The organism is Flavobacterium ajazii, from assembly GCF_010614725.1.
Lineage (GTDB): Bacteria > Bacteroidota > Bacteroidia > Flavobacteriales > Flavobacteriaceae > Flavobacterium > Flavobacterium ajazii.
The window spans coordinates 125,436-151,954 of sequence record NZ_JAAEHL010000008.1; the positions used below are offsets into that span (position 1 = coordinate 125,436).

Here is a 26,519-nt window from a genome sequence, read left to right on the forward strand (position 1 = left end):
TTAGTAGCTTAGCATCTTAGAACCTAAAAAAAAAATGCTAAACTTTGAATTATATAATCCGACAAATTTAGTTTTCGGAAAAGGACAAATTGAAAAACTTTCAACTCTGGTTCCAAAAGATGCCAAAATTCTTTTGGCTTACGGAGGTGGAAGTATCTTTAAAAACGGTATTTACGATCAAGTAATCGCTAACTTAAAAGGTTTTGAAATTGTTGAATTTGGCGGAATTGAGCCGAATCCAAGATTCGAAACTTTGATAAAAGCCGTTGATGTGATCAAAGCAGAAAAAATCGATTTTATTCTCGCAGTAGGAGGTGGATCTGTAATTGATGGTGTGAAATTTATTTCGGCTGCGGTTAATTTTGAAGGAAATCCAATTGATATTCTTCAAAAGAGAATTTTAATTAAAGAAAATGCAATGCCTTTCGGAACTGTTTTAACTCTTCCTGCAACGGGAAGCGAAATGAATTCAGGATATGTGGTAACGATTGAAGCGACTCAGGAAAAACTATCTTCAGGAGGAAGTGCTTTGTTTCCGAAATTTTCAATCTGTGATCCAACTGTTATTGCTTCTTTACCAAAAAGACAAATCGAAAATGGTGTTGTAGATGCTTTCACACACGTGATGGAGCAGTATTTAACCTATCCGCACGATGCTTTCCTTCAGGATAGAATTGCAGAAGGAATTTTGCAGACTTTGATTGAAATTGGTCCCGGAGTGGTTCAAAATCCAACCAATTATACTTTGGCATCCAACTTTATGTGGAGCTGTACGATGGCTTTAAACGGATTAATTCAAAAAGGGGTTCCGAGCGACTGGGCAACTCACATGATTGGTCACGAATTAACAGCTTTGTATGAAATTGACCACGCCAGAACTTTGGCTATTATTGGCCCAAGTTTGTATACAATAATGTTCGAAACTAAAAAAGGAAAACTGGCTCAGTACGGAAGACGTATTTTTAATCTTTCCGGTTCTGATGAAGTAGTGGCAAAAGAAGCCATCAACAAGACCGTTGAGTTTTTCCATACGATGGGAATGGATACCAAACTTTCTCAATACACAAGCGATTACGACAAAACAGCAGAGTTTATTGTAGACCGTTTTGAAGAAAGAGGATGGAAAGGTTTAGGAGAAAATCAACTGGTAACTCTGGATAAAGTAAAATCTATCGTAGAAATGAGTTATTAATAGAATAAATTCCAAAGTTTTTTAAAGTTCCAAATTCTAATAATCTTGTGTTATTGGTTTTTGGGATTTTTTATTTGGAATTTAGGAATTGACATTTAAACAAAAAGGCGCTCTTAAAATTTTTTAGGAACGCCTTTTTAAAATACTAAAACAAAACTAACTAACTCAAGTCTTACTAAATTCATTTAATAATCTAATTAATAATAGGTTACAACGCAACTGTTTGTTTTTTATTATATGAAGAAGAAAATATTTTTTAATTTTTTTGAAATTCTTTAAAAAGTCTTGTATTTAAAAGCTGTTTTTAAAATTCTTAAATCACATTTTGTGATATTACTGCATTATTAAGTACTTTTGCTTTAAATTATCTGAATAATGAGTCAAAATTTAAAATTTGCAGTAATTGGTGGTGGGAGCTGGGCAACAGCTATTGCAAAAATGTTATGTGTGAATCTGGATGAAATTTCGTGGTACATGCGAAATGATGCTGCGATAGAGCACCTTTTAAAATACAAGCATAATCCAAATTATTTAAGTTCAGTAGAGTTTGATACCAATAAACTCAAATTAACCAACAATATAAACGAAGCAGTTGAATATGCAGATTATTTAATTTTTGCGATTCCTTCCGCTTTTTTAAATGCAGAATTAGAGCAGTTAACTGTTTCTTTAGAAAATAAAATTATCTTTTCAGCTATTAAGGGAATTGTTCCTGAAACGAGTTTGATCGTTGGAGAACATTTTCATATTCAATATGATATTCCATACTACAATATTGGTGTTATTACAGGACCTTGTCATGCTGAAGAAGTTGCTTTGGAGCGACTTTCATACTTAACGATTGCATGTGGTGATCCGGAAAAAGCATGTATGGTTGCGAAATCCTTATCCAGTAATTATATAAAAGCTAAAATTTCAGACGACATCATCGGAACAGAATATGCTGCAATGCTGAAAAATATTTATGCGATAGCTGCGGGAATTGCGCATGGTCTTGGGTATGGCGATAATTTTCAGTCTGTATTGATGAGCAACGCAATCCGTGAGATGCGAAAATTTATCAAGAAAGTACACAGAATGAAACGAAACATCAATGACTCTGCATATTTAGGAGATTTATTGGTAACAGGATATTCAGTATTTTCAAGAAACCGAATGTTCGGTAATATGATTGGAAAAGGTTATACCGTAAAAAGCGCCATGATGGAGATGAGTATGGTTGCTGAAGGTTATTACGCTGCTAAAAGTGCTTATAAATTAAATCAGGGCTATGGTGCTAAAACGCCAATTATTGATGCAGTGTATGCTGTTTTATATGAAGGTAAAAACGCAAAAACTGTATTTAAAAAGCTAACAGAATCTTTAGATTAAGATATAAATTCAATACATAAAAAAAGAGTCCGTTGCTGTATAGAAACGGACTCTTTTTTATATATGATTTATTTATTTTACTTCTTTGATGGCAGAGGCATCAATCCAGCCTTCGGTACCATCTGTCAATTCGATTTTTTTCCAATTTTCAAGGCTTTCGGTTACGTAAACTTTTGCGCCTTCGTGTAATAAGAAAATGCCAGAAGCTGCCTTTTGAGGTTCGCTTCGCACTTCTGTCATTTCAGCAAAAACTATAGCAGGGCGGTCATTATCGTAATGTCCTTTTTCAGACATTCCCGCTGAAGCACTTAATAATAAAGCAAATAATAATACAATCATTCCGATAAAATAAATCCTTTTCGAAAGTGTAAGCTGTGAAAAATAATAACCAATAAAGCTAAGCAGAAATGCAAATGCAATTCCTACCGAAATCCATGCCCAGGTATTGTAATTAAAAATGCCTGTAAAATTCTGAATCAGTTTTGCAAAACCAACTTTTGGAACTTCCTTAATTTCGTCAATAGTTAGCTTTTTGGCAAATTTCAGGTTGTTCAAAGTTTCGGGATCATGTGGTTTAAGTACGAGTGCTTTTTCATAATTATAAATAGAAAGAGCTACTTTATTAAGTTTATAATAACAATTTCCTAAGTTAAAATACAATTCAGCCGAATGTTGTTTGTCTTCTTTAACAATGCTTTCATAAACCTGAGCAGCCTGCTGATATTGTCCCTTCTGATATAAAGCATTTCCTTTTTCAAAGCTGCCCTGAGCAAAGAAAACCTGTGTGATTAATAAAAAGAGATATACTATATTTTTCATTTTCGTGGTTTGTAAATTTAACCTTCGCAAACTTGCGGCTGAGTTTAAACAATTTGTTTTTCTAATTCTGAGATAATCAAAACAGCTTTGTCATAATCCTGTTGGATAGAAGCACTTGATGCAGGTGCATAACGGGCAAATTCACAGTTTTCGGTCAGATTAATAAAACTCTGAACTGTTTCAGGATTCGCATTTCTTGATAACAGCAATTCGCGGATATTGTCTTTGCTCATTTCTGATGTTTCAATATGTAATTTGGCTTTCAGGAAATTATGCATTGCTTTTTCCAGTGCAATATAAAATGGTTCTTTATTGTTAAGCTGTTTTTTGGCTTCAGATAAATATTTTTTCGCCAGTTTATTATTCATTTTAATTCGGTTACCTGTAACATCACTGTCAATTGCCTCTTTTTTCTTCTTGGCAATAATAATAATCGGTAAAATCACGAAAGGCAATAATAATAAGCTGTAATATAAATCAGAGCCATAGAAATCATCTTTTACTGTCGAAACTAAAACAGTTTTTGGCTTAATGTATTTAAACTGTTCTGATTTCGTGATTACATTTTTCGATGCATTGTTGGATCCAGCAGCTTCAGCCTGAACAGGGCCATCTAAGACATCAATCATAATTTCAGGAGAAGTTATGGTTTTATAACTTCCTGAATTTAAATCGAAATAAGAGAATTCCATCGGTTTTATAGCATACTTTCCTTTGAATTGAGGTATAATGGTATACTTGTCTGAAATTTTTCCAGACATGCCGGCAAGTGATGTATTTACTTGTTCGTCATGAACAGGGTCATACATTTCTAATGCATTTGGTACAACAGGTTTTGGCAATGTAAACAATTTCATGTTGCCAGTTCCTGCTGCACTAACAATTAAATCAAGGCTTTCTCCGCTTTTTAAAGTAGTTTTTGAAGGGGTTACTTTGAAATCAAATTTACCAACTGCTCCAGTAAAACCAATAGGTTTATTTGCTTCCGGAAGTGCTTTTACATTAATTGTTTTGGCGCCTGCAGAAACTGTTTTGTTTCCGTCATCAAATACAATCTGACCAAACATATTACGACCTCTCGGTATCTGAACACCTATGTCTAAAGAAAGTGGTTCAATAGTGAGATTCCCTGATTTTTGAGGGTATAAAATTGTTTTTTTAAGCACAACAAAATAACAACGTTCCCCTTTGAATATTCCTTCTTCAACCTGTAGTTGTTTGATGTCAATGTTCTGATTCCAGAAGTCTTTGTATTTTGGTTTTGCAAGTTCTTTAAAACCGGTTACATTAATACCATTGAAATACAATTTATAAACAACCGTTATAGGCTGATTTATATAAGGATTTGTTTTTGAAATCTCTGCTACAAGATTCAGAACCTCATTTCCACCTCCTTGCTGTTGTTGCTGATAATTAGGATCTCTTTCCTGAGCTACGGCATTGGTAACGGTTATTTTTATAGGAGAGGTTTTGTAAACCTGGCCGTTGTATTCAATTGAAGCCTGTTTAATTGTAAAAGTTCCTTTTTGATTAGGTAACAAAAAGTAGGAGTATATTTTTTGGAATGAGCTGCGTCCGTTAACCCATGACTGACTTATCTGCTGGCTTGGTCCGGCTACAATCCTGAAACCGTCAAACGAAGGCTGATCGAAGTTATCTCCATCAACATTCATGATAAAGTCAATACGAAGTCTTTCATTAACCCCAAGTGTATTCTTGCTTACTCTGGCTTCAAACTGAACCTGAGCCATAAGCCCCTGAAAAGTAAATAGTAATAGAATTAAATATCTTTTCATTACTTGTTTAATCGTTTGTTTAAATCTTTTTTAGTTAAAAAATATATCCTTTTTTGTCCGGTTAAATGGATTCCAAACCTCCATTTAGGACGATAATTTTACCAGTCTTTTTCTGCTTTTCTAGGGCTTCCTTTTACTTTTTGTGCATTTACCTTGTCCTGAATTTTCTTTTCTTCATTATTTACAGCATCGAGTAAATTTTGGACACGATCTTTTGAAATTCCGCCCGGCATAGGTTTTGGCTCTCCGTTATTGTTTGATTTATCATCTTTTTTCGGATCGTTTTTACCGTCTTTTTTGTCTTTGTCCTTATCGCCTTTGTCGTCTTTCTTCTGATCGTCTTTCCCGTCTTTTTTATCTTTATCCTTATTGTCGCCGTCCTTTTTCTGGTCGTCTTTTTTGTCGTCCTTTTTATCCTTGTTCTTGTCTTTGTTTTTATCGTTTTTAGGAGGATTCTCTTTTAGTTTTTGTTTGGCCAAAGCATAATTATAACGTGTCTCATCATCTGCAGGATCATTACGCAGTGCATTTTTATAAGCTTCAACAGCTTGCGAATAATCTTTCTCTTTCATAAGTACGTTTCCTAAATTATGAAAAGCTTTGTGTTTCTCAGGTCTGGTTTTGGCATTTTTAATCGCTTTTGCATAAGCATATTTTGCCTCTGATATCTGATTTTGTTTGTAAATAGTATTTCCTAAATTATACGAAGCAGTAGCTTTTTTAGGGAATTTTGATTGTGAAATCCTATAATCTGCCTCAGCATCAACAAATTTATTCTGTTTATATTCTTCATTGGCTTGAGGCAATGTTTTATCTTTTTCCTGGGCACTAATTGCCAAAGAAAAGCTTAGTAAAATATAAAGAAGTAAATTTTTCATTCTGTTTTTTTATTTTTTGTTTCCGTAATTTATCCGAAACAATTATTTCTTTTCGTTAAATAAATTCAACTCGTTTATCCAGTTTGTTTTTCTTTCCAGAAGGAAAATATCCAAAAACAACAGTAGGAAGGCAAAACCTAAAAACCACTGAAATTGAGATTGAAATTCGGCCATTTGTGTAGCTTCAAATTCTGTTTTCTGAATATTATTTAAAGCATTCTTTACGTATTCCAGAACTTCTTTTGTGCTTCCTCCGTAAACATACCCGCCTTTGGTTGCTTTTGCAATTGCTTTTAAACCTTCCTGATTTAATTTGGTAATAACAGTTTCACCGTTTTGATCCTGCTGATAGCTTCTGATTACACCATTTTCTTTTAACGGAATTGTAGCTCCTTTTTCTGTCCCAATACCAATAGTAATGATTTTCATTCCAATTTTATTGGCTTCTTCTGCTGCGATTTCAGCTCCTTCTGAGTGGTCTTCACCATCAGAAATCAGGATTAACAGTTTACTCGTTTTGCTTTTTTCATCAAAATAAGTTGCTGATAATTTTATTGCTTCGTCAAGTGAGGTTCCCTGCGATGATACCATTCCGGGATTCATGCTCTGAAGGAACATTTTGGCAACACTGTAATCTGTTGTAATCGGTAAAACCGGAAAAGCACTTCCGGCATAAGCAACAATTCCAATCCTGTCGCTTCCTAACTGATTGATGATTTGAGAAACCAACTGTTTGCTTTTTTCCAAACGGCTTGGCGCCACATCTTCTGCAAGCATACTTTTTGAAACGTCAACAGCAAAAACAATATCAATTCCTTCACGCTTCACGGTTTCCATTTTAGTTCCAATTTTTGGATTTACCAAAGCTATAATCAGACAGGTTATGCCCAAAAGAAACACAATTAATTTTAAGACTGGTTTAAAAACAGAGCGTTCAGGGCTTAGTTTTTTTACCATTTCCAAATCACCAAACTCACGTTGTTTTTTTCTTTTCCAATATAGATTAAAAAGAAAAATACATACCACAATCGGGATGAGAAATAATAGATATAAATATTTTTTTTCGTCTAGTTCCATATAATTTTTAAATTCCAAAAATTAAATTCCAAATTCCAATCTTTGTTATATCTAAATATTAATTTTTAAATTTCAATTTTTTGTTTGTTTTTACTTTTTATATTCCTTGTTTGAAGCTCAAATTTGTTATTTGGAATTTCAAAATTGGAATTTTTTGATTTGAAAAATCAAATAAAGCTTCTGTAAACTGTATTTCTTAAACCAACTTCTAATAGTAATAAAACCCCGGCAATCAATACAAAAAACCTATATTTTTCATCGTAATCATAGAATTTTAATTCCTGAATTTCAGTGGTTTCAAGTTTGTTGATAGAATTGTATATTTCGGCTAGTTTATCGTTACTGGTTGCTCTGAAATAAGTTCCATCTGTTTTTCTGGCGATGCTTTTCAGTAATTGTTCGTCAATTTCTACCTTTTGCATTTTGAATAAAAATCCGCCATTTGGAGCGTATGCATAAGGAAATTCAGCCATTCCGTTAGTTCCGATTCCAATGGTATATACTTTTATTCCGTATTGTTTTGCAATGTCAGAAGCTGTTTCAGGCTCAATGAATCCTGCATTATTTACACCATCTGTCAAAAGGATGATAACCCTGCTTTTTGCTTTACTGTCTTTAAGTCGGTTTACGGCAGTTGCAAGTCCCATTCCAATTCCGGTACCGTCCTGCAATACATTATCGTATTTGATTTCTTTAATAGCTTCTAAAATGATGGCTTTATCACTTGTAACAGGAGTCTTGGTATAGGCTTCAGAAGCATATAAAACCAATCCGATTCTGTCATTTGGTCTTTCGTTAACGAAATCAGCAGCAACTCTTTTCAAAGCTTCCATACGGTTAGGCTTTAAATCTTTTGCCAGCATACTTCCGGAAACGTCAATTGCCATTACAATATCGATTCCTTTTGTTGTTTTAGTCTCATTGCTGATGTCAACCGTTCTTGGTCTTGCCAAAGCAATAATCAATGAACACAAAGCGATAATTCTGAAAACATATAAACAAGGTTTTAATTTTGTTAAAAGGGATTCACTATTTTTGAAACCCTGAGTTGAACTCATTTTTAAGGTAGCAGATTGCTGGTTACGTTTCCAGAAAAACCATCCTATTGCAATTGGGATTAGTAAAAACAGCCAAAAAAATTCCGGATTTAAAAAAGTTATTTTTTCCATTAGTTGCTCGCTCTTTTAAGTTCAACAGAATTTAAAATTCGATCTGAAATATCATTGGCATAGGTGTCTCCTTCTTCATGGAATATAGCAATTTGCTGCAATCCGCCTTCTTGTTTAAACATTAGGACTTCATAGTAAATTTTAGTACTCGATTTTAGGGTTTCGTTAATAAGAGTAAAAGTTCCGTAACCTTTTATACCAGTAATTCCTTCTTTGGTTTCAAAATCTTCCTGCTTAACAATCATATTTCTGGCTCCCTGGCTTTCGATAATTTTCAAATTACCTTCAAGCGCTTTTGATAAATCAATTTCTGTTTCGGCTTTAAATTTTGCTGTAGAAACCGTAATGTAAAAGTTGTCTAATAAGCTTCCATAACCAAAAAGCTGCATTTCTTTTATGAGTGCCATTGCTTCTTTTGGCAGTACTTTTTGAGTATCTAATCGTTTTAAAACTTTAGGAGTTTCAACTAAAACCCCGGGATTTCCGTATTCGCTTTTTACCCATTCTCCTTCCAGTAATTCCTTTGTTGGATGCCCAATCAAATTGTCTTTTACAAACTTGAATCCTTTTGTAACAATAAAGTAAGTAGTAGTAGCAGTTATTAAAAACAATACTGTGCCCACTGTAATTGCAATACGTTTGTTTTTTTGTTTTTTTAACTGAAGCTTGATTTGTTTTTGTTTTTGCGCTTCATTTAATAACTGATCAGCTTCCTCAACAGGAACTTCTGTTGGAATAGCATTATCCAGCGTTAAAATTGCCTTCTGAATTTTATTTCTGTCTTCTGTAATTTCGAATTCTAATGGTTTAGATTTTGCAAATTTTACCAAATCGGCCTGTCTTAAAACGCGTTCCAGGTTTTCTACAGTTTCAGGAGTCAGACTCATTTTCTTTTTAGTAGAAGCCGCTTTAAGTCCCTGAATCAATTCAGAAGTTGTGCTTTCCATCGCTGGAATCTGAATTGCCTCTTCGATATAATTTCGGGCAATATCAGTCAGTTCGCTATAATATTCTTTCACTTCACCTTTTTGCCAAAGTTCTTTTTTCTCTAATACATTTAGCAAACTCGTAGCTTTTTCGATTGGTGTTTTATAAACCTCCTCTTCAATTTTTTTCTTCTGATGTTTTTTGATGTACCAGTAAACAAAAGCACCAATTCCGATGATTGTAATTATTGTTAAAAGATAAATCCAGCAGTCACCAATGCCATTTTCTACAGTAGAAATGTCTTTAATGTCATACATTTTTTGCTGAAGGGTATCTACTTTTATGCTGGCAACTTCAACAGAAACAGGGTCACTTAAATGAGGTTTTTTATCAATCAGGATTTTAACCGGAGGAATAACATATCTTCCGGAGTCAAATTGTGTTAAACCATACTTTTTAATAAGCTCATAAGTGCCGTCTTTTTTAACGGTATCAACTGGATACGATTGAATAACTTCTAACGGGCCAATGTTTTTTAAAGCAGGAAATACAACTTTAGATTTTGAATTTACTATGGTTTTAAGGGTTAGCTTAAACTCGGCGCCAATTTTATTTTTTGTAGTATCAATAGTGGTCTCAATCTGCTTGCTTTGTGCAAAAACAGCTGAAGAAAGTAAAAATAGAAATATGTAAAATTTTAATTTCATTTGGTTTTGATTTCAGATTTTAGTCTAAAATGAATATTTAAAACGGATTCAGCTTAAGCGATTTTATTTATGATTATTTCAAATTAATCTAATATTCTAACAATCTAAGATGTCTGATAATCCAAATTATCTCGATTTAAAATAACCCAGTAATTTGGTTACATAACTTTCGTCCACTCTTGTATGCACAACTCCGGCTCCTGATTTACTAAAAGTTTCTTTGAAATAATTTAATCTTTCCTGATAATGTTTTTCGTAATTCAGGCGTACTTTTTTTGAACCGGTATCTACCAGCTGAATTTTACCACTTTCAGCATCAAGCATAGAAACCATTCCTAAATTCGGGATTTTTTCCTCACGGATATCATATACACGAACACCGGTAATATCATGTTTTTTAGAAGCAATTTTTAAGGTATGCTCATAATTTTCAGACATGAAATCTGAAATCATAAAAACAATAGCTTTCTTTTTCTGTGTTCCAGATAAAAATTTCAAAGCTTCACCGATATCGGTTTTCTGGCTTTTTGGTTCAAATTCGATTAACTCACGAATGATTCTCAAAACATGTGAGCGGCCTTTTTTAGGAGGAATATATAATTCGACATTATCAGAAAACAATATCAGACCAATCTTGTCGTTATTTTGTGTAGCCGAAAAAGCCATCGTTGCTGCAATTTCGGTTACGATGTCTTTTTTAAACTGACTTTTTGAGCCAAAGCCTTCAGAACCGGAAATATCTACCATTAAAACCATGGTGAGTTCGCGTTCTTCTTCAAAAACTTTTACATGGGCTTCGTTATAACGTGCGGTTACATTCCAGTCGATGTTACGAATATCATCGCCATATTGATATTGACGGACCTCGCTAAATGTCATTCCTCGTCCTTTAAATGAAGAGTGGTATTCTCCCGAAAAGATATGATTGCTCAGTCTTTTGGTTTTGATTTCTATTTTCCGTACTTTTTTTAAAAGCTCTTTTGTATCCATTTTTTAATTTGGTTTATGGTTTATGGTTGTTGGTTGATGGCGTATATACCATCAACAAAAAACTATCAACCATCAACTTTTAAGGTACTTCAATCTCGTTTATGATTTTGTTGATGATGTCTACAGAAGTAATATTTTCAGCTTCAGCTTCATAAGTGATTCCAACCCTGTGGCGGAGAACATCATGTACAACGGCACGCACATCTTCAGGGATTACATAGCCACGACGTTTGATGAAAGCATAACATTTTGCTGCATTGGCTAAATTGATACTTCCACGAGGAGAAGCTCCAAAACTGATAAGAGGTTTTAGATCTGCCAGTTTGTATTTCTCAGGATAACGGGTTGCAAAAATGATATCAAGTATGTATTTCTCAATTTTTTCATCCATATAAACTTCACGAACAGCTTCCTGCGCACGCAAAATCTGATCAACAGAAACTACAGGATTTACTTTTTCAAAAGATCCTTTTAAGTTCTGACGGATTACAAAACGCTCTTCATCGATTTTAGGATAATCGATTACAGTTTTAAGCATAAAACGGTCAACCTGAGCTTCGGGAAGCTGATAAGTTCCCTCTTGCTCTACAGGGTTCTGGGTTGCTAATACTAAAAACGGACGGTCAAGTTTGAAAGTCGTGTCACCGATAGTAACTTGCTTTTCCTGCATCGCCTCCAAAAGTGCAGACTGAACTTTTGCAGGAGCACGGTTAATCTCATCGGCAAGTACGAAGTTGGCAAAAATAGGTCCTTTTTTTATAGAGAATTCGTTTGCTTTGATGTTGTAAATCATTGTTCCGATAACATCAGCTGGTAATAAATCCGGCGTAAACTGGATACGGCTGAAAGAACCTTGTACTGCCTGAGACAATGTGTTTATCGCTAAGGTTTTTGCTAATCCCGGAACTCCTTCCAGCAAAATATGCCCTTGTCCCAAAAGCCCGATTAATAAACGCTCGACCATGTGTTTCTGACCCACAATAACTTTGTTCATTTCCATTGTAAGAAGGTCTATAAAAGCACTTTCTCTTTCAATTTTTTCATTTATCGCTCTAATGTCTAAAGTCGTTGTATTTTCTTCCATATAAATATTTTTAAAAACCTTTTAAAACTCTTGATTTTTATGCCTGATTTTTGAGAGTGCAAATTGAATATTTTTTGAGAAGTAAGATGTTAAAGAATGGTTAAAAATTCGACCAAAGACCTAATTTTAAGGACGAATTGTGAATCTATTTTTATATTTTTAAGAACTTTGATGATTATGCTTTAATGAAGCATGTTTACTACTAAAAATAATACAGCAAAACCATGAGCAAAACGTTACTATCACCTGTAATTTCAGGTATCAGGAATTGGGGGGTGTGGGATAAAAATCTGTCTCCTAAAGAAATGGAAAGTATGATACAGCTTTGTATCGAAAATAAAATTACCACTTTTGATCATGCCGATATTTATGGAGATTATACCACTGAAGCCGAGTTTGGAAAAGCGCTTCAGGATAGTAAAATTTCACGTGAAAAATTACAGTTAATTACAAAATGCAGTATTCAGATGGTGAATACAAACCGTAATAATAAAATCAGACATTATGAACATTCTAAAGAATACATTATCTGGTCTGCAGAAGAGTCCCTGAAAAAATTAAGAACAGATTATATTGATGTTTTTTTACTACAAAGACCAAGTCCGTTGATGCAGGCTGATGAAATTGCAGAAGCAGTAGAAAAATTAAAATCAGAAGGGAAAATTATTGATTTCGGGGTTGGAAATTTCAGCAATTCACAAGTTGAATTAATTCGTCAGAAAACAGAAGTCAGTTATCACTCTGTACAGTTTTCGGCAACGAATTTTGAACCGATGACAGACGGAACTTTTGATTATGCACAAATTCACGGTATCTGTCCATTGGCATGGAACCCACTTGGAACTGTTTTTAGGGAAGATACCAAACAAACACGCCGTCTGAAACAATTGCTTTCGGTTCTTGTAGAGAAATATCATTTAGGTTCAGACACCCTTTTGCTGGCATGGATTTTAAAACATCCGGCAAAAATAATTCCAGTTGCAGGTACAGTAAACGTAGCCAGAATTCAATCACTGATGAAGGCAGTCGAACTGCAAATGGATAAGGAAGACTGGTTTGCCATTTGGGCAGAAAGCAGAGGAGAAGAGTTGCTTTAAATAAGTGATTTTCAATTATACGAAATTTTTAAGTTTCGCTTAAAGCGAAAAAATATTTGCCACAGATTATCAGGTTTTAATTTGTAAAGTATACGTAATCTGTGGCTCAAAAAACTCAAACAGAATGAAAAAAACAATTTTAATCACGGGTGCTACAAGTGGTATTGGCAAGTCAACAGCACAAATATTTGCGCGTAACCATTATAAAGTGATTATTTGCGGAAGACGAAAAGAAAGGCTGACCGAACTGGAAAAAGAACTTTCAGAATATACAGAGGTGCATTCATTAGCTTTTGATGTCAGGGATAAAAATGCTGTTTTTGAAAGTATAAATTCATTGCCGGAATATTTTTCGGAAATTGACGTTTTAATTAATAATGCAGGGAATGCCCATGGATTAGACCCAATTCAAAATGGAGATGTCGAAGATTGGGATGCCATGATTGATATCAATGTAAAAGGACTTTTATATGTTTCGAAAGCTATTATTCCGCAAATGACAAAAAGAGAATCCGGGCATATTATCAATATTGGTTCAACAGCCGGAAAAGAGGTTTACGCCAACGGAAATGTATATTGCGGATCAAAACATGCAGTAGATGCTATTACTCAGGGAATGCGAATCGATTTGAATCCATACAAAATAAAAGTAAGCGGAATCCATCCGGGTTTGGTTGAAACAGAATTTAGTGAAGTACGCTTCAAAGGTGACGCTGAAAGAGCTTCAAATGTCTATAAAGGTTTTGACCCTTTGAAAGCAGATGATATAGCTGATATTATTCACTTTGTGATTTCACGACCATATCATGTAAATATTGCCGATTTGATTGTTATGCCGGCAGCACAAGCATCATCAACAATTGTGAAAAGAGACTAGCTTAGATTTTAGACTTATTAGATTTAGCTGTTTAATAATCTGAGAAGTCTAAAATAAAACAATCTAAGAACTCTAATAATCTAAGCCAGTCTAATATCTAATAAGAAATGATTAACAAACGCCTTTTAATTAAAAATCTTCTCGCTCACAATGACGAGAGTAGTTTTTATGATAAAAAAAGGCAGCTGAATTTACATTCGCGTGAAGGAAAAGGAAAGTTCCTGAAACACATTTGTGCATTGTCAAATTCAAATCCGGCAAATAATTCTTATATTGTTGTTGGTGTTGAAGATCATGATAACGAAATTGTAGGGGATGATTTTTTTGATGACAGCCGGATTCAGAATCTTGTCAATGCGTTTTTAGAAAATCCGCCTAAAATTCAGTACGAAAATGTACCTTTCCCAAACCTGCCGAAAGACAAGGTTATTGGACTGGTTACCATTAAACCCAAAAGCCAGATTTCATTTTTCAAAAAAGGAATTCATACTATTCCTGCTAATAGTATTTTTGTCAGGCGCGGCAGTAATTCGGTTCCTGTAGAAGGTGAAGTTGAAAAAAATTATCAGAATACAGAAACCGTTATTGGAATAGAAAACAGTTCCCGAAACAGTATTCAGTATACGCTTGACGGTGTTTTTGATTTTATGAATTTCAGACATAAAGATATGTCACCAAAATATCGGGTTTTTAAAGAATTGTTTGTGATTTGCTGGGCTGGTGTCCCAAAAAAATCAAGAGATAAAACTTTTCTTTCACGTGTCGATATCGAATTGATAAATGAACAGATTAAGCTTTTTTACTCAGCACAGGATGTTGTTACAATTGTTTTTGATGATGATACTTTTACTATAACTGAATATGTTCCTCTGGGATTAAATGATAAAACCAGTTATTATCCATTGGAGAAGCAAACCATACATTTTTTTGATAACGGATATTATAAAATTGACCGGCAAATGCTTTTTCAGCCTCCGGAATTCAATAAACGAATGTTGTTTCATATTTATAATTCAAATATTGCCCTGCTTCAAAAATTACAAAAAGGTTTTGCTTTATCAGAACGTGAATTAAAAGATTTAGAGAACCTGCCTTCTACTTTTATGATTTGTTATCTGAATGGTTTTGATGAAGCCAAACAAAAACTGATAGATGCCAAATTACTTTTAAAACCTTTTGGGCATGTGTATTTGTCTTTTAAGGAAGCATTACGGGTTTTACGTAAAATGAAATACGACGTTCAATAATCTAATCAATTTATATTTAGATCTATAGAAGTTTTAAATATTTACTCACCTGTTCATACGGAAATAAAATCTCTTTTGGCCCGTCTGCATAAGAAGCTGCTTCATAAGAGTTGTAATATAAAAGCAGGCCTTCTGTAGTATAAAAAATATTCTGTGGCAGTTGAAACTTATCATTTTCAAACATCAAACCGGTTGAATTTATATTTACATTGTACGGAATTTTATATTTTTTTCGGAATTCTTTTTCGGCAAAATCTTTAAATTCCTTTTCGCTTTTAAACAAATCCTCATTAAAAATGGTTTTTCCGGTATTGGGGTTAAAGATAAGAGAGCTATAACCCTGATAGCCATGAGCACCTCCGGTAAAAGTATAGTGATCAATTTTTATGTTTAAAATCTGATCAGATTGATATTCGATATTTCCTGTGATTTTTGCTTCCCAGCCAAAAGTTTCAGTTGGAAATTTTTTATGCATTTCTTCATATGAAGCAATAAAAGAGTTAGCAATCGAATTATAATCTTTTACAGTTGATGGTTTTTCACCAAAATAGGCGATTTCTTTTAAAGTATTTAATATTTTTTTGTTGATGCTGTCAGCGGTTACAGGAATATTTTTTGCAACTGGTATATCGATTGTTATTTTAGGGCAATCTTTTTTGCAGGGTATTTTGGATTCTTTTTCAAAAATCTCGTTTTCAATTGTTAGCGTTTTGGTACAGCCGGTGAGTAATATAATCACTATGAGAAGAAGAGTTAAGTATTTCATCTTAAGAAGTGTTAATTATATACAAAGGTAGTGAGTTGTGTCAGGATTTGAATAAATTTAGAGGTAAATTTGTGAAAGAATTATGTAATAAAAATTTGTAACTATATGAAATTCAATACTAAAGTAATACATGGTGGACAACATCATGATCCAGCCACAGGAGCAGTAATGCCTCCGGTTTATCAAACTTCAACTTTTGTTCAGAGCAGTCCGGGAAAGCCATTAGGTGATTACGAGTACAGTCGTGCATCGAATCCGACCCGTACAGCATTAGAAAATGCTTTGGCAAGTATTGAAAACGGTACCAGAGGGTTAGCATTTTCGTCAGGTTTAGCAGCGACAGATTGTATTTTGAGATCTTTTAAAGCCGGGGACGAAGTAATTGCTATGGATGATTTATATGGCGGAACTTACAGAATGTTTTCAAGAATTTATAAAGATTCGGGGATTAAATTTCATTTTGTTGATATGACTGATATTGCAAAACTGAAATCATTAATCAATGAAAATACCAAATTGATCTGGATAGAAACACCAACCAATCCTTTGATGAAACTGGCCGATATCGAGGAAGTCGCCAAAATCACAAAAGGAAACAAAATCTGGCTTGCAGTTGATAACACTTTTGCAACACCTTATTTGCAAAAACCGCTTGATTTAGGAGCAGATATCGTAATGCATTCGGCAACTAAATATTTGGGCGGGCATTCAGATGTTATTGCCGGAGCTATAATTGTAAATGATGAAGCTTTAGGAGAACAATTGCATTTTCAGCAATTTGCAACGGGAGCTAGTTTGGGACCAATGGATAGTTTTTTGGTTTTGAGAGGAATTAAAACGCTTTCATTGCGAGTACAGAGGCATTGTGAAAACGGAGAAAAAATAGTTGAATTTTTAAGTAATCATCCTAAGATTAAAACGGTTTATTATCCGGGTTTAGCAAGTCATCCTTTTCATGAAATTGCAAAAAAACAAATGAAAGCTTTTGGTGGTATGGTGTCTTTTGATTTTGTTTCAGGAAAAAAAGAAGATGCTATTGCGTTTTTAGAAAAGCTAAAAGTATTTACGCTGGCAGAATCCTTGGGCGGAGTAGAATCTTTAGCAAATCATCCGGCTTTAATGACCCATGCTTCCATTCCGGTAGATAAAAGAGCTGAAGTTGGAATTACAGATGATCTGGTACGCTTGAGTGTAGGGATTGAAGATGCCGAAGATTTAATAGCTGATTTAGAACAGGCTTTAGCATAAAAAAATAACCCCTAACTCGAAAGAATTAGGGGTTGTTTTTATATCGTTTTTTAGAATTCTAAATAATGTGAATATCCAAAATTAAACCAGACCTGTGAGTCATTTGCTTTATTTTCTTTGTAAAGATCTCTGTTAGGGTTTAATCCATCAATCCAGTCAGAATTGAATCCCTGGTAACGAACTTCAAAAAGTAAATCGTTCATTTCATCCAGTTTATATTGTACGCCAACTCCAAGAAGTACAGAGAATGTTATACCGCCTTCACTTGCAAAACCGTATTGATGACCGTCTGAAGGTGTTAGATATTTATTAAAAGTTGTAGCTGATGTTCCTAATGGTCCAAGAGAAGAATTGGCTTTAGTGTCATAATAACTCGCCATAGCGCCTACACTAAAGTAAGGGTAGAAACTCCCCACATGTTTTTCAAATTCATGAATTGTCATAAAAGGAGAATAAGTTAACTGAGCACCAATGTTTAATGTGCTAGTTTTTCCACTCATGGCTTTTAGTTTATCTTTTTCCACTGATGGTTTGCCTTCAATCCATTTTCCATAATGCTGGAAATTGGTGTGAGTGAAAGAAATTTCAGAACGAACTTTAAAGTGTTCGTTGAAATATTCGTTTCCGTTTGCTGCAGATGAAAAATTTATCCAGTGTACCGCTCCAATTCCAAACCCGGTATTTCCGATGTTGGTGGATTGATCGTTTCTTTGTCCATAGTCAGACTGAAAAGCTACAGGACCGGCAAAGAATCCAATTTCGTAGGCTAATTGTGCATTTGATACCGTGGAAATACCAAATAATGTAAAAAAAGTAAATACTATTTGCTTGAACATGAGTTTTTGGGCTTTCAAATCATTGGCAAATATATAAAAAACATAACCGACTTTGAAATAATTAATTAGCCAATTAAAAAATAACTAATAAAACACTTAAAAGGCTAATCATAATTTTAGGTTTGATTTAGAATATAATAGTTGCTTTCATGTATTGTAGTTTTGTTTGAAAAATATATAATTCTTATAAAAATGTTATAAAAATGAATTTTGAAATATGATTTTGCTTTACCTTTGTTATTAATAACGAAAACGTTTTCTTAATGATGTTTTCTTATTTAACTGATACTATAAATGATTTGTCAGCGTAATTTATTTCAAAATGATGAAACAAAAAATAAATGAATTTATGGCTCTCATAGAGTCAAAAAATCCAAATGAACCTGAGTTTCTTCAGGCAGTAAGAGAGTTTGCAGAAACGGTAATTCCGTTTATCGCAGAACAAAAAAAATATGATGGGAAAAACCTACTTTTAAGAATAGCAGAACCCGAACGCTCGATAATATTTAGGGTTCCATGGGTAGATGATAAAGGTGAAATCATTGTAAATAGAGGATTTAGAATTCAGATGAACTCAGCAATCGGACCATATAAAGGAGGAATAAGATTTCATCATACAGTAAACCTTTCTGTGCTGAAATTTCTGGCATTCGAGCAGGTTTTCAAAAATAGTCTTACGACCCTGCCAATGGGAGGAGGAAAAGGAGGGTCTGATTTTGACCCGGAAGGAAAATCTGATGCTGAAATTATGCGTTTTTGCCAATCCTTTATGACAGAGTTATGCCGTCATATTGGGCCAGACCTGGATGTTCCGGCTGGGGATATCGGTGTCGGAGCAAGAGAAATCGGTTATTTGTTCGGGCAGTATAAAAGGATTAGGAATGAATTTACAGGAGTTTTAACTGGAAAGGGTTTGGCTTACGGAGGTTCATTAATAAGGCCTGAAGCTACTGGTTATGGCGTAGTATATTTTACAGATCAAATGCTCCGTACTATAGGGCATGAAATTAAAGGTAAAAGAGTTGCTATTTCAGGTTTTGGAAATGTTGCCTGGGGAGTAGCTTTAAAGGTAAATGAACTCGGAGGTAAAGTAGTGACACTTTCTGGTCCTGATGGCTATATTTATGATGAAGAAGGAATTTCCGGAGAAAAAATCGACCATATGTTGGAGATGAGAGCAACCGGGGATAATAGGGCAGAAAGATATTTAGAGAAATACCCGAATGCTGTTTTTCATAAAGGGAAAAGTCCCTGGGAGGTAAAAGTGGATATCGCAATTCCATGCGCAACACAAAATGAATTAAATGGTGAAGATGCCCAAAAACTTATTGATAATGGCGTTTTGTGTGTAACCGAGGCTGCAAATATGCCTTCGACATTAGATGCAATTAAATTATTTTTAGATAATAAAGTGCTGTTTGCACCTGGAAAAGCTGCAAATGCCGGTGGAGTTGCTGCTTCCGGATTAGAAATGACGCAAAATTCTATTCGTCTTAACTGGACAAGTGAAGAAGTGGATTTGAGACTAAAGGACATTATGATTGGAATTCACAATCAATGTAAAAAATATGGAGTTGAAAAAGATGGTTATGTGAACTATGTAAAAGGAGCTAACATTGCCGGATTTGTTAAAGTTGCTGATGCTATGCTTGCTCAGGGAGTAGTGTAAATATTTATAGAATTTACAAAATGCCTTCATTCATTCTTTAATAAGGATAGAATTGGAGGCATTTTTGTTTTCCGAATTTTGTTCTGCTTTAAAAAAGAATAATTTAAAACAGAACAAAAATCAAATACTTTCGTTTGTAGTATATTTGTCAATCTGAATCTTTCAAACAAATGAAAAAAAAGTTTCTATATATTCTGTTTTTTATAGCTGTTCAAAATTGTTTTTCGCAGGGATCATCTTCCTGGCAAGGTTATTTTTCATATAATGCTATTAAAGATATTACTACTGGGCCTACAAGCATTATTGCTGCTTCTGAAAATGCTCTGTTTTCAAAAAATTTAACGACTAATGTTCTTAAAACTATAACAACTATTGACGGGCTTTCAGGGCAGACTATATCAGTAATGCATTATAGTGAAGCTTTAAAAAAAATGATAATAGGTTATGAAAACGGGTTGATTATTGTTGTAAATGAAGATGGGAGTATGCTTAAAGTGGTAGATATAATTAATAAACAGTTACCGTCTAATCTAAAAAAAATCAACCATTTCATGGAATATAACGGATTGATTTATGTTTCCTGTGATTTCGGAATTGTGCAGTTTAATTTAGCAACTTCGAAATTTGGAGACACTTATTTTATTGGTGATGGCGGTGCTGAAATTAGTGTAAAACAAACTACTTTTTTTAATGGCTTTATTTATGCGGCTACTTCAAGCGGGATAAGACGAGCAGATAGTACTAATCCAAATTTAGTCGATTATAATCAATGGGCCGTTGTTAATTCCGGTAATTGGTCGAGTGTAGAAACGTTAGACACAGAACTCATTGCAATTAATTCTTCCGGATACATTCATAGGTATAATTCAAATTCTTTTGTTGGTTTTTTTCAGCTTCCACAATCTTCTTCAGATATGAGGGTGGTAAATCACCAGTTGTTTGTTACAACTCCAGGTACAGTTTATATTTATACTAATCAAATGATTCTGAGTCGTCAGATTTCTAATACTCAGGTTCTCGATGCTGGGGTAAATTTTAGCTGTGCAACTGCAATTGGAGATACGATTTATATTGGTACAACAGAAAACGGGGTGTTTAGTTCGTCTTTGTTTGCTGTGTCTGTTTTTGAGAATAGTACGCCAGAGGGACCTTTGCGAAATAATATTTTTTCAATAGATGTATTTGCGAATCAGATATGGATGGTTTATGGGGATTATACTATGACTTATAATCCTTATCCTTTAGATAGTTACGGAATAAGTAAATATAGTTCTTCTGGTTGGCTCCATATTCCTTATTCTCAGGTTTTTGATGCTAAATCAATGACTAGAATTATAATAAATCCGAACAATGTAAATCAGGTTTATGCCAGTTCTTTTTTTTCGGGATTACTTAAAATTGAGAATGAGGTACCATCGATTTTATACAATGAAAAAAATAGTGGCTTGGAAAGCTTAACATTTGCCGGGGCGAACTATATAGATATCCGGATTAATGGAACTGTATTTGATAAATCAGGGGATTTATGGATTACCAATAGTTTAATTAAAAATGGATTAAAAGTTTTAAAAGCCAATGGTCAGTGGCAAAGTTATTCAATGACAGGAATTCTTGATAATGCAGAAGGTACTTCTTATTCTGATATTGTTATTGATAAAAATAATACAAAATGGATAGCAACAAATATAAATGGGGTTGTCGGATTTAACGAAAAGTCTAATACTTATAAAAAGATAACTACAGGGACTGATGATGGCAATTTGCCAAATCTTTATGTAAGTTCACTGGCAGTTGATATTAAGAATCAGCTTTGGATAGGAACATCAAAAGGACTTCGTGTGTTGTCCAATGTAGGGAATTTTCAAACGGATTCACAATTAAAAACGAATCCAATTATTATAATGGAAGATAATTTGGCTCAGGAGTTGCTCTATGAACAATTTATAAGTTCTATTGTAGTAGACGGTGCCAATAACAAATGGATAGGTACTGCTGATTCGGGTGTGTTTATGGTGTCTTCAGATGGTCAGGAGACAAAATATCACTTTACTATAAACAATTCTCCTCTTCCAAGTAATACTATAAATGATATTAAAATAAACAATATTACTGGTGAAGTTTTTATTGTAACAAATAAAGGTATGATTTCCTTCAAAGGTGTATCAACAGAAGCAAATGAAAATTTAAACAATGTTTATGTTTATCCTAATCCCGTACGTCCTGCTTATTCAGGTACAGTAAAAATTGCGGGATTGATTGATAAAGCCAATGTAAAAGTGACTGATATAGAAGGAAATTTAGTTTATGAAACAATATCAGAAGGAGGAACAATCGAGTGGGATACAACTGCCTTTGGCAAATATAAAGTAGCTTCGGGAGTTTATATGATTTTTATTTCTGCACAGGATGGTAGCGAAACTAAAGTTAAAAAAGTGATGATTATAAGGTAGTTAAAAAGTCTGAAAGTCAAAAGTCGGGAAATTTAAAATAGTATAACATCTAAGAAGTCTAAAAATCTAGAATTTTGCTTGTCAAAACCAAAGCCATAGTAATTTCATCTTTAAAATTTCAGGAAAAAAGTCTGATTGTAAAATGCTTTACACTTTCAAACGGACTGAAATCTTATTTTGTTCGTGACGCTTTTTCGATCAGAAAAGCAAGCCAGAAGATTGCTTATTTTCAGCCTTTTTCGATTTTAGAAATTGAGGCCGTTCATAAGAATAAAGGAACTTTAGAAAATTTTAAAGAAATAAAAAGTGCGGTTCCGTTTCAGAGCATTCATACGAATATTGTAAAAAGTACGATGGTGATGTTTCTTTCAGAAATGCTTCATTATTCCATTCAGGAAGAAGAAAAAAACGAACAGCTTTTTCTATTTTTAGAAACAGCGCTGACCTGGTTGGACCATCATCACGAAATTTCTAATTTTCACTTAATACTACTTTTAGAGATTACTAAATATCTCGGATTTTATCCTGATGTTTCAGAAACTGATTTGCCTTATTTTGATATGAATGAAGGTGTTTTTACACTTTTTCAAAAAGGGAATGTGCTATCTGAACATGAGACTAATTTGTTTAAAAAATTATTGGAATTAAAATTCGATAACGATCAAAAAGTCTTTCATGTTTTAGAAAGACAAATTCTTCTGAGAGTTCTAATTGAGTATTACGGTCTGCATCTTGACGGATTCAAAAAGCCCAAATCATTAGAGGTTTTAAAAGAAATTTTCTCTTAAATCAATAAAAGAGTCAATTTTTGTTGTAGGTTCTGTTCTAAATTTACCGAAATCGGTCTTTTTTACTACATTTTTATCTATTTTCCTCAAAATTCCTTACTTTCGCACCTCGTTTAAGAAAAGGATAAAATGAGTACAAAATTTACTGAATACAAAGGACTTGACTTACCAACTGTAGCGTCTGAAGTTCTTGATTTTTGGAAGAAAGAAAATATATTTGAAAAGAGTGTAACAACTCGCGAAGGTGCTGAACCTTTTGTGTTTTTTGAAGGTCCGCCTTCAGCAAACGGATTACCTGGAATTCACCACGTAATGGCACGTGCGATTAAAGATATTTTTTGCAGATATAAAACTCAAAAAGGTTTTCAGGTAAAAAGAAAAGCCGGATGGGATACTCACGGTTTGCCTGTAGAATTGGGTACCGAAAAAGAACTTGGAATTACAAAAGAAGATATTGGTAAAACAATTTCGATCGAAGAATATAACGAAGCGTGTAAAAAAATCGTTATGCGTTATACCGATGTATGGAATGATTTGACCGAAAAAATGGGGTATTGGGTTGATATGGATGATCCGTATGTGACTTATAAACCGAAATATATGGAATCGGTTTGGTGGCTTTTGAAACAAATCTATGATAAAGGTTTGTTGTACAAAGGTTATACAATTCAGCCTTATTCTCCGAAAGCAGGAACTGGATTGTCTTCTCACGAGGTAAACCAGCCTGGAGCTTACCGTGATGTTACGGATACTACAATTGTGGCACAGTTTAAAACACTTTCAGAAACTTTGCCTTCATTCTTGCAAGGTTTTGGAGATATCCACATTTTAGCTTGGACGACAACTCCTTGGACACTTCCATCGAATACCGCTTTGACAGTTGGTCCAAAAATCGATTATGTTTTAGTAAAAACTTTCAATCAATATACTTTTGAGCCAATCAATGTTGTTTTGGCGAAAAACTTAGTTGGAAAACAATTCGGAAAAGGATTTTTCTTAAGCGAAGACGATGCTGATTTTGAAAACGTTAAAAACGGCGACAAAAAACTTCCTTACAAAATCTTAACCGAAGCAAAAGGAGCAGATTTAGTAGAAATCCGTTACGAGCAATTATTGCCTTATGTATTGCCATACCAAAATGCTGAAAATGCATTCAGAGTAATTTCAGGAGATTTCGTTACAACAGAAGACGGAACAGGGATTGTACATACAGCGCCGACTTTTGGAGCAGATGATGCTAAAGTAGCAAAAGAAGCAAAACCGGAAGTACCGCCGATGTTGGTTTTGGATGAAGAAGGAAACGCGGTTCCGTTAGTTGATTTACAAGGAAAATTCACTTCTCATTTGGGTGATTTAGCTGGTAAATATGTTAAAAACGAATATTACGATGCAGGGCAAGCACCAGAGAAATCTGTAGATGTTGAAATCGCTATTCGATTAAAAGAAGAAAATAAAGCCTTTAAGGTTGAAAAATACGTACATAGTTATCCACACAGTTGGAGAACTGATGAGCCGTTATTATATTATCCACTAGATTCTTGGTTCATAAAAGTAACCGATGTAAAAGATAGAATGTTCGACCTGAACGAAACTATCAATTGGAAGCCTAAATCTACTGGTGAAGGACGTTTTGGAAACTGGCTTAAAAATGCCAACGACTGGAACTTATCTCGTTCTAGATATTGGGGAATTCCGTTGCCAATCTGGAGAACTGAAGATAAAAAAGAAGAAGTTCTGATTGGTTCTGTTGAAGAATTATACAATGCGATCGAAAAATCTATCGAAGCTGGTTTTCAAAAAGAAAATCCATTCAAAGGTTTCGAAATCGGAAATATGTCTGAATCAAATTATGATTTAATTGATTTGCACAAAAATGTAGTGGATGGAATTACTTTAGTTTCAGCTTCTGGGAAACCAATGAAGCGCGAAAGTGATTTGATCGACGTTTGGTTTGATTCTGGAGCAATGCCTTATGCACAATGGCATTATCCTTTCGAAAACAAAGATAAAATTGACGAGAATAAAGATTTTCCAGCGAATTTCATCGCAGAAGGTGTAGATCAAACTCGTGGATGGTTTTATACTTTACATGCTATCGGAACTTTGGTTTTTGATAAAGTAGCGTATAAAAATGTAGTTTCAAATGGTTTGGTTCTGGATAAAAACGGACAAAAAATGTCTAAACGTCTTGGGAATGCAACAGATCCTTTTGAAACAATTGCAGAATACGGCCCGGATGCTACTCGTTGGTACATGATTTCAAATGCAAATCCTTGGGATAACTTGAAATTTGATATCGAAGGAATTGCTGAGGTACGCCGTAAGTTCTTTGGAACACTTTATAATACCTATTCATTCTTTTCGTTATATGCGAATATTGATGGATTTAAATATGCAGAAGCTGAAATTCCATTAAACGAAAGACCAGAAATCGATCAATGGATTATTTCTGAACTTCATACATTGATAAAATTTGTTGACGAATGTTATGAAGATTATGAGCCAACGAAAGCTACAAGAGCTATTTCTGACTTCGTGCAGGAAAACTTGAGTAACTGGTATGTTCGTTTATGTCGTCGTCGTTTCTGGAAAGGGGAATATGCAAAAGATAAAATTGCAGCTTACCAAACGCTTTATACTTGCTTATTAACGATAAGTAAATTAAGTGCTCCTGTTGCTCCTTTTTTCATGGATAAATTGTACAGAGATTTAACTGCTTCGACAGGAACTGAGGATTTTGCCAGTGTTCACTTGGCTGAGTTCCCAAAATTTGTCGAAAACTTTGTTAATAAAACGTTAGAGAGCAAAATGCAGAAGGCGCAAACGATCTCATCTTTGGTTTTATCGCTACGTAAAAAAGAAATGATAAAAGTTCGTCAACCTCTGCAAAAGGCAATGATTCCGGTACTTGACGAGAATCAGAGAGCTGAAATTGAAGCTATTTCTGACTTGGTAAAAGCCGAAGTAAACGTGAAAGAAATCGAACTTTTAGACGATGCTTCTGGTATCTTGGTAAAACAGATTAAGCCTAATTTTAAAGCATTAGGACCACGTTTTGGAAAGGATATGGGATTGATTTCTAAGGAGATACAAGGTTTTTCTGCAGAACAGATTAATCAGTTGGACAAGCAGGGGACGTTAGATATTGTTATTTCTGGAAATAATGTAACTTTATCACTAGAAGACGTCGAGATAACATCTCAGGATATCGAAGGATGGCTGGTTGCTAATTCAAACGGAATTACGGTTGCGCTTGATATTACAATCTCCGAAGAATTGAAAAACGAAGGTATCGCGAGAGAATTGGTAAACAGAATTCAGAATATCCGTAAAGATTCAGGATTTGAAGTTACTGATAAGATCAAAGTACAAATAAAGAGAGACGGTATTTTAGAAGAAGCTGTTTCAAAAAATGAAGACTATATTAAGTCTGAAACATTAACAGACGAACTGGTTTTTGCTGACACGTTAGAAAACGGCACAGAAATTGAGTTTGATGACATTAGAACCATTATATTAATTTCAAAATAG

At 34.1% G+C, this 26,519-nt stretch carries 20 protein-coding genes; 10 read left to right on the plus strand and 10 right to left on the minus strand.

The features are described 5' to 3' along the window. Positions 1 to 34: 34 nt before the first annotated feature. Positions 35 to 1,192, plus strand: a complete 1,158-nt coding sequence (locus GWR14_RS15425) for an iron-containing alcohol dehydrogenase (protein ID WP_163409973.1) — start codon at positions 35 to 37, stop codon at positions 1,190 to 1,192. A 375-nt stretch (positions 1,193 to 1,567) separates the two neighbouring features. After that, positions 1,568 to 2,563, plus strand: coding sequence for an NAD(P)H-dependent glycerol-3-phosphate dehydrogenase (locus GWR14_RS15430; RefSeq protein ID WP_163409974.1), 996 nt, complete (start codon positions 1,568 to 1,570; stop codon positions 2,561 to 2,563). Between the two features lie 72 nt (positions 2,564 to 2,635). Here GWR14_RS15430 and GWR14_RS15435 read toward each other — a convergent pair whose 3' ends face one another. From GWR14_RS15435 to GWR14_RS15470, 8 genes are all read right to left on the minus strand, one after another. Next, positions 2,636 to 3,382, minus strand: a complete 747-nt coding sequence (locus GWR14_RS15435) for a tetratricopeptide repeat protein (protein ID WP_163409975.1) — start codon at positions 3,380 to 3,382, stop codon at positions 2,636 to 2,638. 44 nt (positions 3,383 to 3,426) lie between these two features. Further along, a complete protein-coding gene (locus tag GWR14_RS15440; RefSeq protein ID WP_163409976.1) occupies positions 3,427 to 5,178 on the minus strand; it encodes a BatD family protein in 1,752 nt (583 codons plus the stop codon). Between the two features lie 98 nt (positions 5,179 to 5,276). Then, complete coding sequence (locus tag GWR14_RS15445) at positions 5,277 to 6,056, minus strand: tetratricopeptide repeat protein (protein WP_163409977.1); 780 nt, start codon at positions 6,054 to 6,056, stop codon at positions 5,277 to 5,279. Positions 6,057 to 6,098: 42 nt separating this feature from the next. Then, positions 6,099 to 7,133 (minus strand): vWA domain-containing protein, encoded by a 1,035-nt coding sequence (locus tag GWR14_RS15450; RefSeq protein WP_163409978.1) that lies wholly within the window; start codon positions 7,131 to 7,133, stop codon positions 6,099 to 6,101. A gap of 167 nt (positions 7,134 to 7,300) precedes the next feature. After that, on the minus strand, positions 7,301 to 8,302 hold the full coding sequence (locus GWR14_RS15455; RefSeq protein WP_163409979.1) for a vWA domain-containing protein: 1,002 nt from the start codon (positions 8,300 to 8,302) through the stop codon (positions 7,301 to 7,303). Then, positions 8,302 to 9,936 (minus strand): hypothetical protein, encoded by a 1,635-nt coding sequence (locus GWR14_RS15460; RefSeq protein ID WP_163409980.1) that lies wholly within the window; start codon positions 9,934 to 9,936, stop codon positions 8,302 to 8,304. The genes GWR14_RS15455 and GWR14_RS15460 overlap by 1 nt, the downstream gene beginning before the upstream one ends. 126 nt (positions 9,937 to 10,062) lie before the next feature. After that, positions 10,063 to 10,926 carry a DUF58 domain-containing protein gene (locus GWR14_RS15465; RefSeq protein ID WP_163409981.1) on the minus strand — a complete coding sequence of 288 codons (864 nt, stop codon included), beginning with the start codon at positions 10,924 to 10,926 and terminating at the stop codon, positions 10,063 to 10,065. Between the two features lie 79 nt (positions 10,927 to 11,005). Continuing rightward, complete coding sequence (locus tag GWR14_RS15470; protein WP_163409982.1) at positions 11,006 to 12,010, minus strand: AAA family ATPase; 1,005 nt, start codon at positions 12,008 to 12,010, stop codon at positions 11,006 to 11,008. 224 nt (positions 12,011 to 12,234) lie between these two features. On the opposite strand from GWR14_RS15470, the gene GWR14_RS15475 reads away from it, so the two are divergent. The 3 genes from GWR14_RS15475 (at position 12,235) to GWR14_RS15485 (ending at position 15,231) form a co-directional block, all read left to right on the plus strand. Beyond that, complete coding sequence (locus GWR14_RS15475; protein WP_163409983.1) at positions 12,235 to 13,107, plus strand: aldo/keto reductase; 873 nt, start codon at positions 12,235 to 12,237, stop codon at positions 13,105 to 13,107. Between the two features lie 124 nt (positions 13,108 to 13,231). Beyond that, positions 13,232 to 13,984: an SDR family NAD(P)-dependent oxidoreductase gene (locus GWR14_RS15480; RefSeq protein WP_163409984.1), complete on the plus strand. Its 753-nt coding sequence runs from the start codon at positions 13,232 to 13,234 to the stop codon at positions 13,982 to 13,984. Positions 13,985 to 14,091: 107 nt separating this feature from the next. After that, positions 14,092 to 15,231, plus strand: a complete 1,140-nt coding sequence (locus tag GWR14_RS15485) for an ATP-binding protein (protein WP_163409985.1) — start codon at positions 14,092 to 14,094, stop codon at positions 15,229 to 15,231. A gap of 22 nt (positions 15,232 to 15,253) precedes the next feature. Here GWR14_RS15485 and GWR14_RS15490 read toward each other — a convergent pair whose 3' ends face one another. Beyond that, positions 15,254 to 15,997 (minus strand): DUF3298 and DUF4163 domain-containing protein, encoded by a 744-nt coding sequence (locus GWR14_RS15490; RefSeq protein ID WP_163409986.1) that lies wholly within the window; start codon positions 15,995 to 15,997, stop codon positions 15,254 to 15,256. Positions 15,998 to 16,102: 105 nt separating this feature from the next. Between GWR14_RS15490 and GWR14_RS15495 the strand changes: the two genes are divergently transcribed. Continuing rightward, complete coding sequence (locus GWR14_RS15495) at positions 16,103 to 17,245, plus strand: cystathionine gamma-synthase (RefSeq protein ID WP_163409987.1); 1,143 nt, start codon at positions 16,103 to 16,105, stop codon at positions 17,243 to 17,245. Positions 17,246 to 17,295: 50 nt separating this feature from the next. Here GWR14_RS15495 and GWR14_RS15500 read toward each other — a convergent pair whose 3' ends face one another. Further along, the gene (locus GWR14_RS15500; RefSeq protein ID WP_163409988.1) at positions 17,296 to 18,081 is read right to left on the minus strand and encodes a THC0290_0291 family protein; all 786 of its coding nucleotides are present in this window, start codon (positions 18,079 to 18,081) and stop codon (positions 17,296 to 17,298) included. 325 nt (positions 18,082 to 18,406) lie between these two features. Here GWR14_RS15500 and gdhA point away from each other — a divergent pair, with 325 nt between their 5' ends. From gdhA to ileS, 4 genes are all read left to right on the plus strand, one after another. Further along, entirely contained in the window at positions 18,407 to 19,750 is a 1,344-nt protein-coding gene (gdhA, locus tag GWR14_RS15505) for an NADP-specific glutamate dehydrogenase (RefSeq protein WP_163409989.1), read from the plus strand. Between the two features lie 170 nt (positions 19,751 to 19,920). Beyond that, positions 19,921 to 22,200 (plus strand): type IX secretion system anionic LPS delivery protein PorZ, encoded by a 2,280-nt coding sequence (gene porZ, locus GWR14_RS15510; protein ID WP_163409990.1) that lies wholly within the window; start codon positions 19,921 to 19,923, stop codon positions 22,198 to 22,200. Positions 22,201 to 22,274: 74 nt separating this feature from the next. After that, the gene (gene recO, locus GWR14_RS15515; protein ID WP_163409991.1) at positions 22,275 to 22,988 is read left to right on the plus strand and encodes a DNA repair protein RecO; all 714 of its coding nucleotides are present in this window, start codon (positions 22,275 to 22,277) and stop codon (positions 22,986 to 22,988) included. A 129-nt stretch (positions 22,989 to 23,117) separates the two neighbouring features. Then, entirely contained in the window at positions 23,118 to 26,519 is a 3,402-nt protein-coding gene (gene ileS / locus GWR14_RS15520) for an isoleucine--tRNA ligase (protein ID WP_163409992.1), read from the plus strand.

What these genes read in the sequence shown, in the direction of transcription:
- GWR14_RS15425 (WP_163409973.1), top strand. Translation starts at nt 35, where the DNA reads ATGCTAAACTTTGAATTATATAATCCGACAAATTTAGTTTTCGGAAAA.
- GWR14_RS15430 (WP_163409974.1), top strand. Translation starts at nt 1,568, where the DNA reads ATGAGTCAAAATTTAAAATTTGCAGTAATTGGTGGTGGGAGCTGGGCA.
- GWR14_RS15435 (WP_163409975.1), bottom strand. Translation starts at nt 3,382, where the DNA reads ATGAAAAATATAGTATATCTCTTTTTATTAATCACACAGGTTTTCTTT.
- GWR14_RS15440 (WP_163409976.1), bottom strand. Translation starts at nt 5,178, where the DNA reads ATGAAAAGATATTTAATTCTATTACTATTTACTTTTCAGGGGCTTATG.
- GWR14_RS15445 (WP_163409977.1), bottom strand. Translation starts at nt 6,056, where the DNA reads ATGAAAAATTTACTTCTTTATATTTTACTAAGCTTTTCTTTGGCAATT.
- GWR14_RS15450 (WP_163409978.1), bottom strand. Translation starts at nt 7,133, where the DNA reads ATGGAACTAGACGAAAAAAAATATTTATATCTATTATTTCTCATCCCG.
- GWR14_RS15455 (WP_163409979.1), bottom strand. Translation starts at nt 8,302, where the DNA reads ATGGAAAAAATAACTTTTTTAAATCCGGAATTTTTTTGGCTGTTTTTA.
- GWR14_RS15460 (WP_163409980.1), bottom strand. Translation starts at nt 9,936, where the DNA reads ATGAAATTAAAATTTTACATATTTCTATTTTTACTTTCTTCAGCTGTT.
- GWR14_RS15465 (WP_163409981.1), bottom strand. Translation starts at nt 10,926, where the DNA reads ATGGATACAAAAGAGCTTTTAAAAAAAGTACGGAAAATAGAAATCAAA.
- GWR14_RS15470 (WP_163409982.1), bottom strand. Translation starts at nt 12,010, where the DNA reads ATGGAAGAAAATACAACGACTTTAGACATTAGAGCGATAAATGAAAAA.
- GWR14_RS15475 (WP_163409983.1), top strand. Translation starts at nt 12,235, where the DNA reads ATGAGCAAAACGTTACTATCACCTGTAATTTCAGGTATCAGGAATTGG.
- GWR14_RS15480 (WP_163409984.1), top strand. Translation starts at nt 13,232, where the DNA reads ATGAAAAAAACAATTTTAATCACGGGTGCTACAAGTGGTATTGGCAAG.
- GWR14_RS15485 (WP_163409985.1), top strand. Translation starts at nt 14,092, where the DNA reads ATGATTAACAAACGCCTTTTAATTAAAAATCTTCTCGCTCACAATGAC.
- GWR14_RS15490 (WP_163409986.1), bottom strand. Translation starts at nt 15,997, where the DNA reads ATGAAATACTTAACTCTTCTTCTCATAGTGATTATATTACTCACCGGC.
- GWR14_RS15495 (WP_163409987.1), top strand. Translation starts at nt 16,103, where the DNA reads ATGAAATTCAATACTAAAGTAATACATGGTGGACAACATCATGATCCA.
- GWR14_RS15500 (WP_163409988.1), bottom strand. Translation starts at nt 18,081, where the DNA reads ATGTTCAAGCAAATAGTATTTACTTTTTTTACATTATTTGGTATTTCC.
- gdhA (WP_163409989.1), top strand. Translation starts at nt 18,407, where the DNA reads ATGAAACAAAAAATAAATGAATTTATGGCTCTCATAGAGTCAAAAAAT.
- porZ (WP_163409990.1), top strand. Translation starts at nt 19,921, where the DNA reads ATGAAAAAAAAGTTTCTATATATTCTGTTTTTTATAGCTGTTCAAAAT.
- ileS (WP_163409992.1), top strand. Translation starts at nt 23,118, where the DNA reads ATGAGTACAAAATTTACTGAATACAAAGGACTTGACTTACCAACTGTA.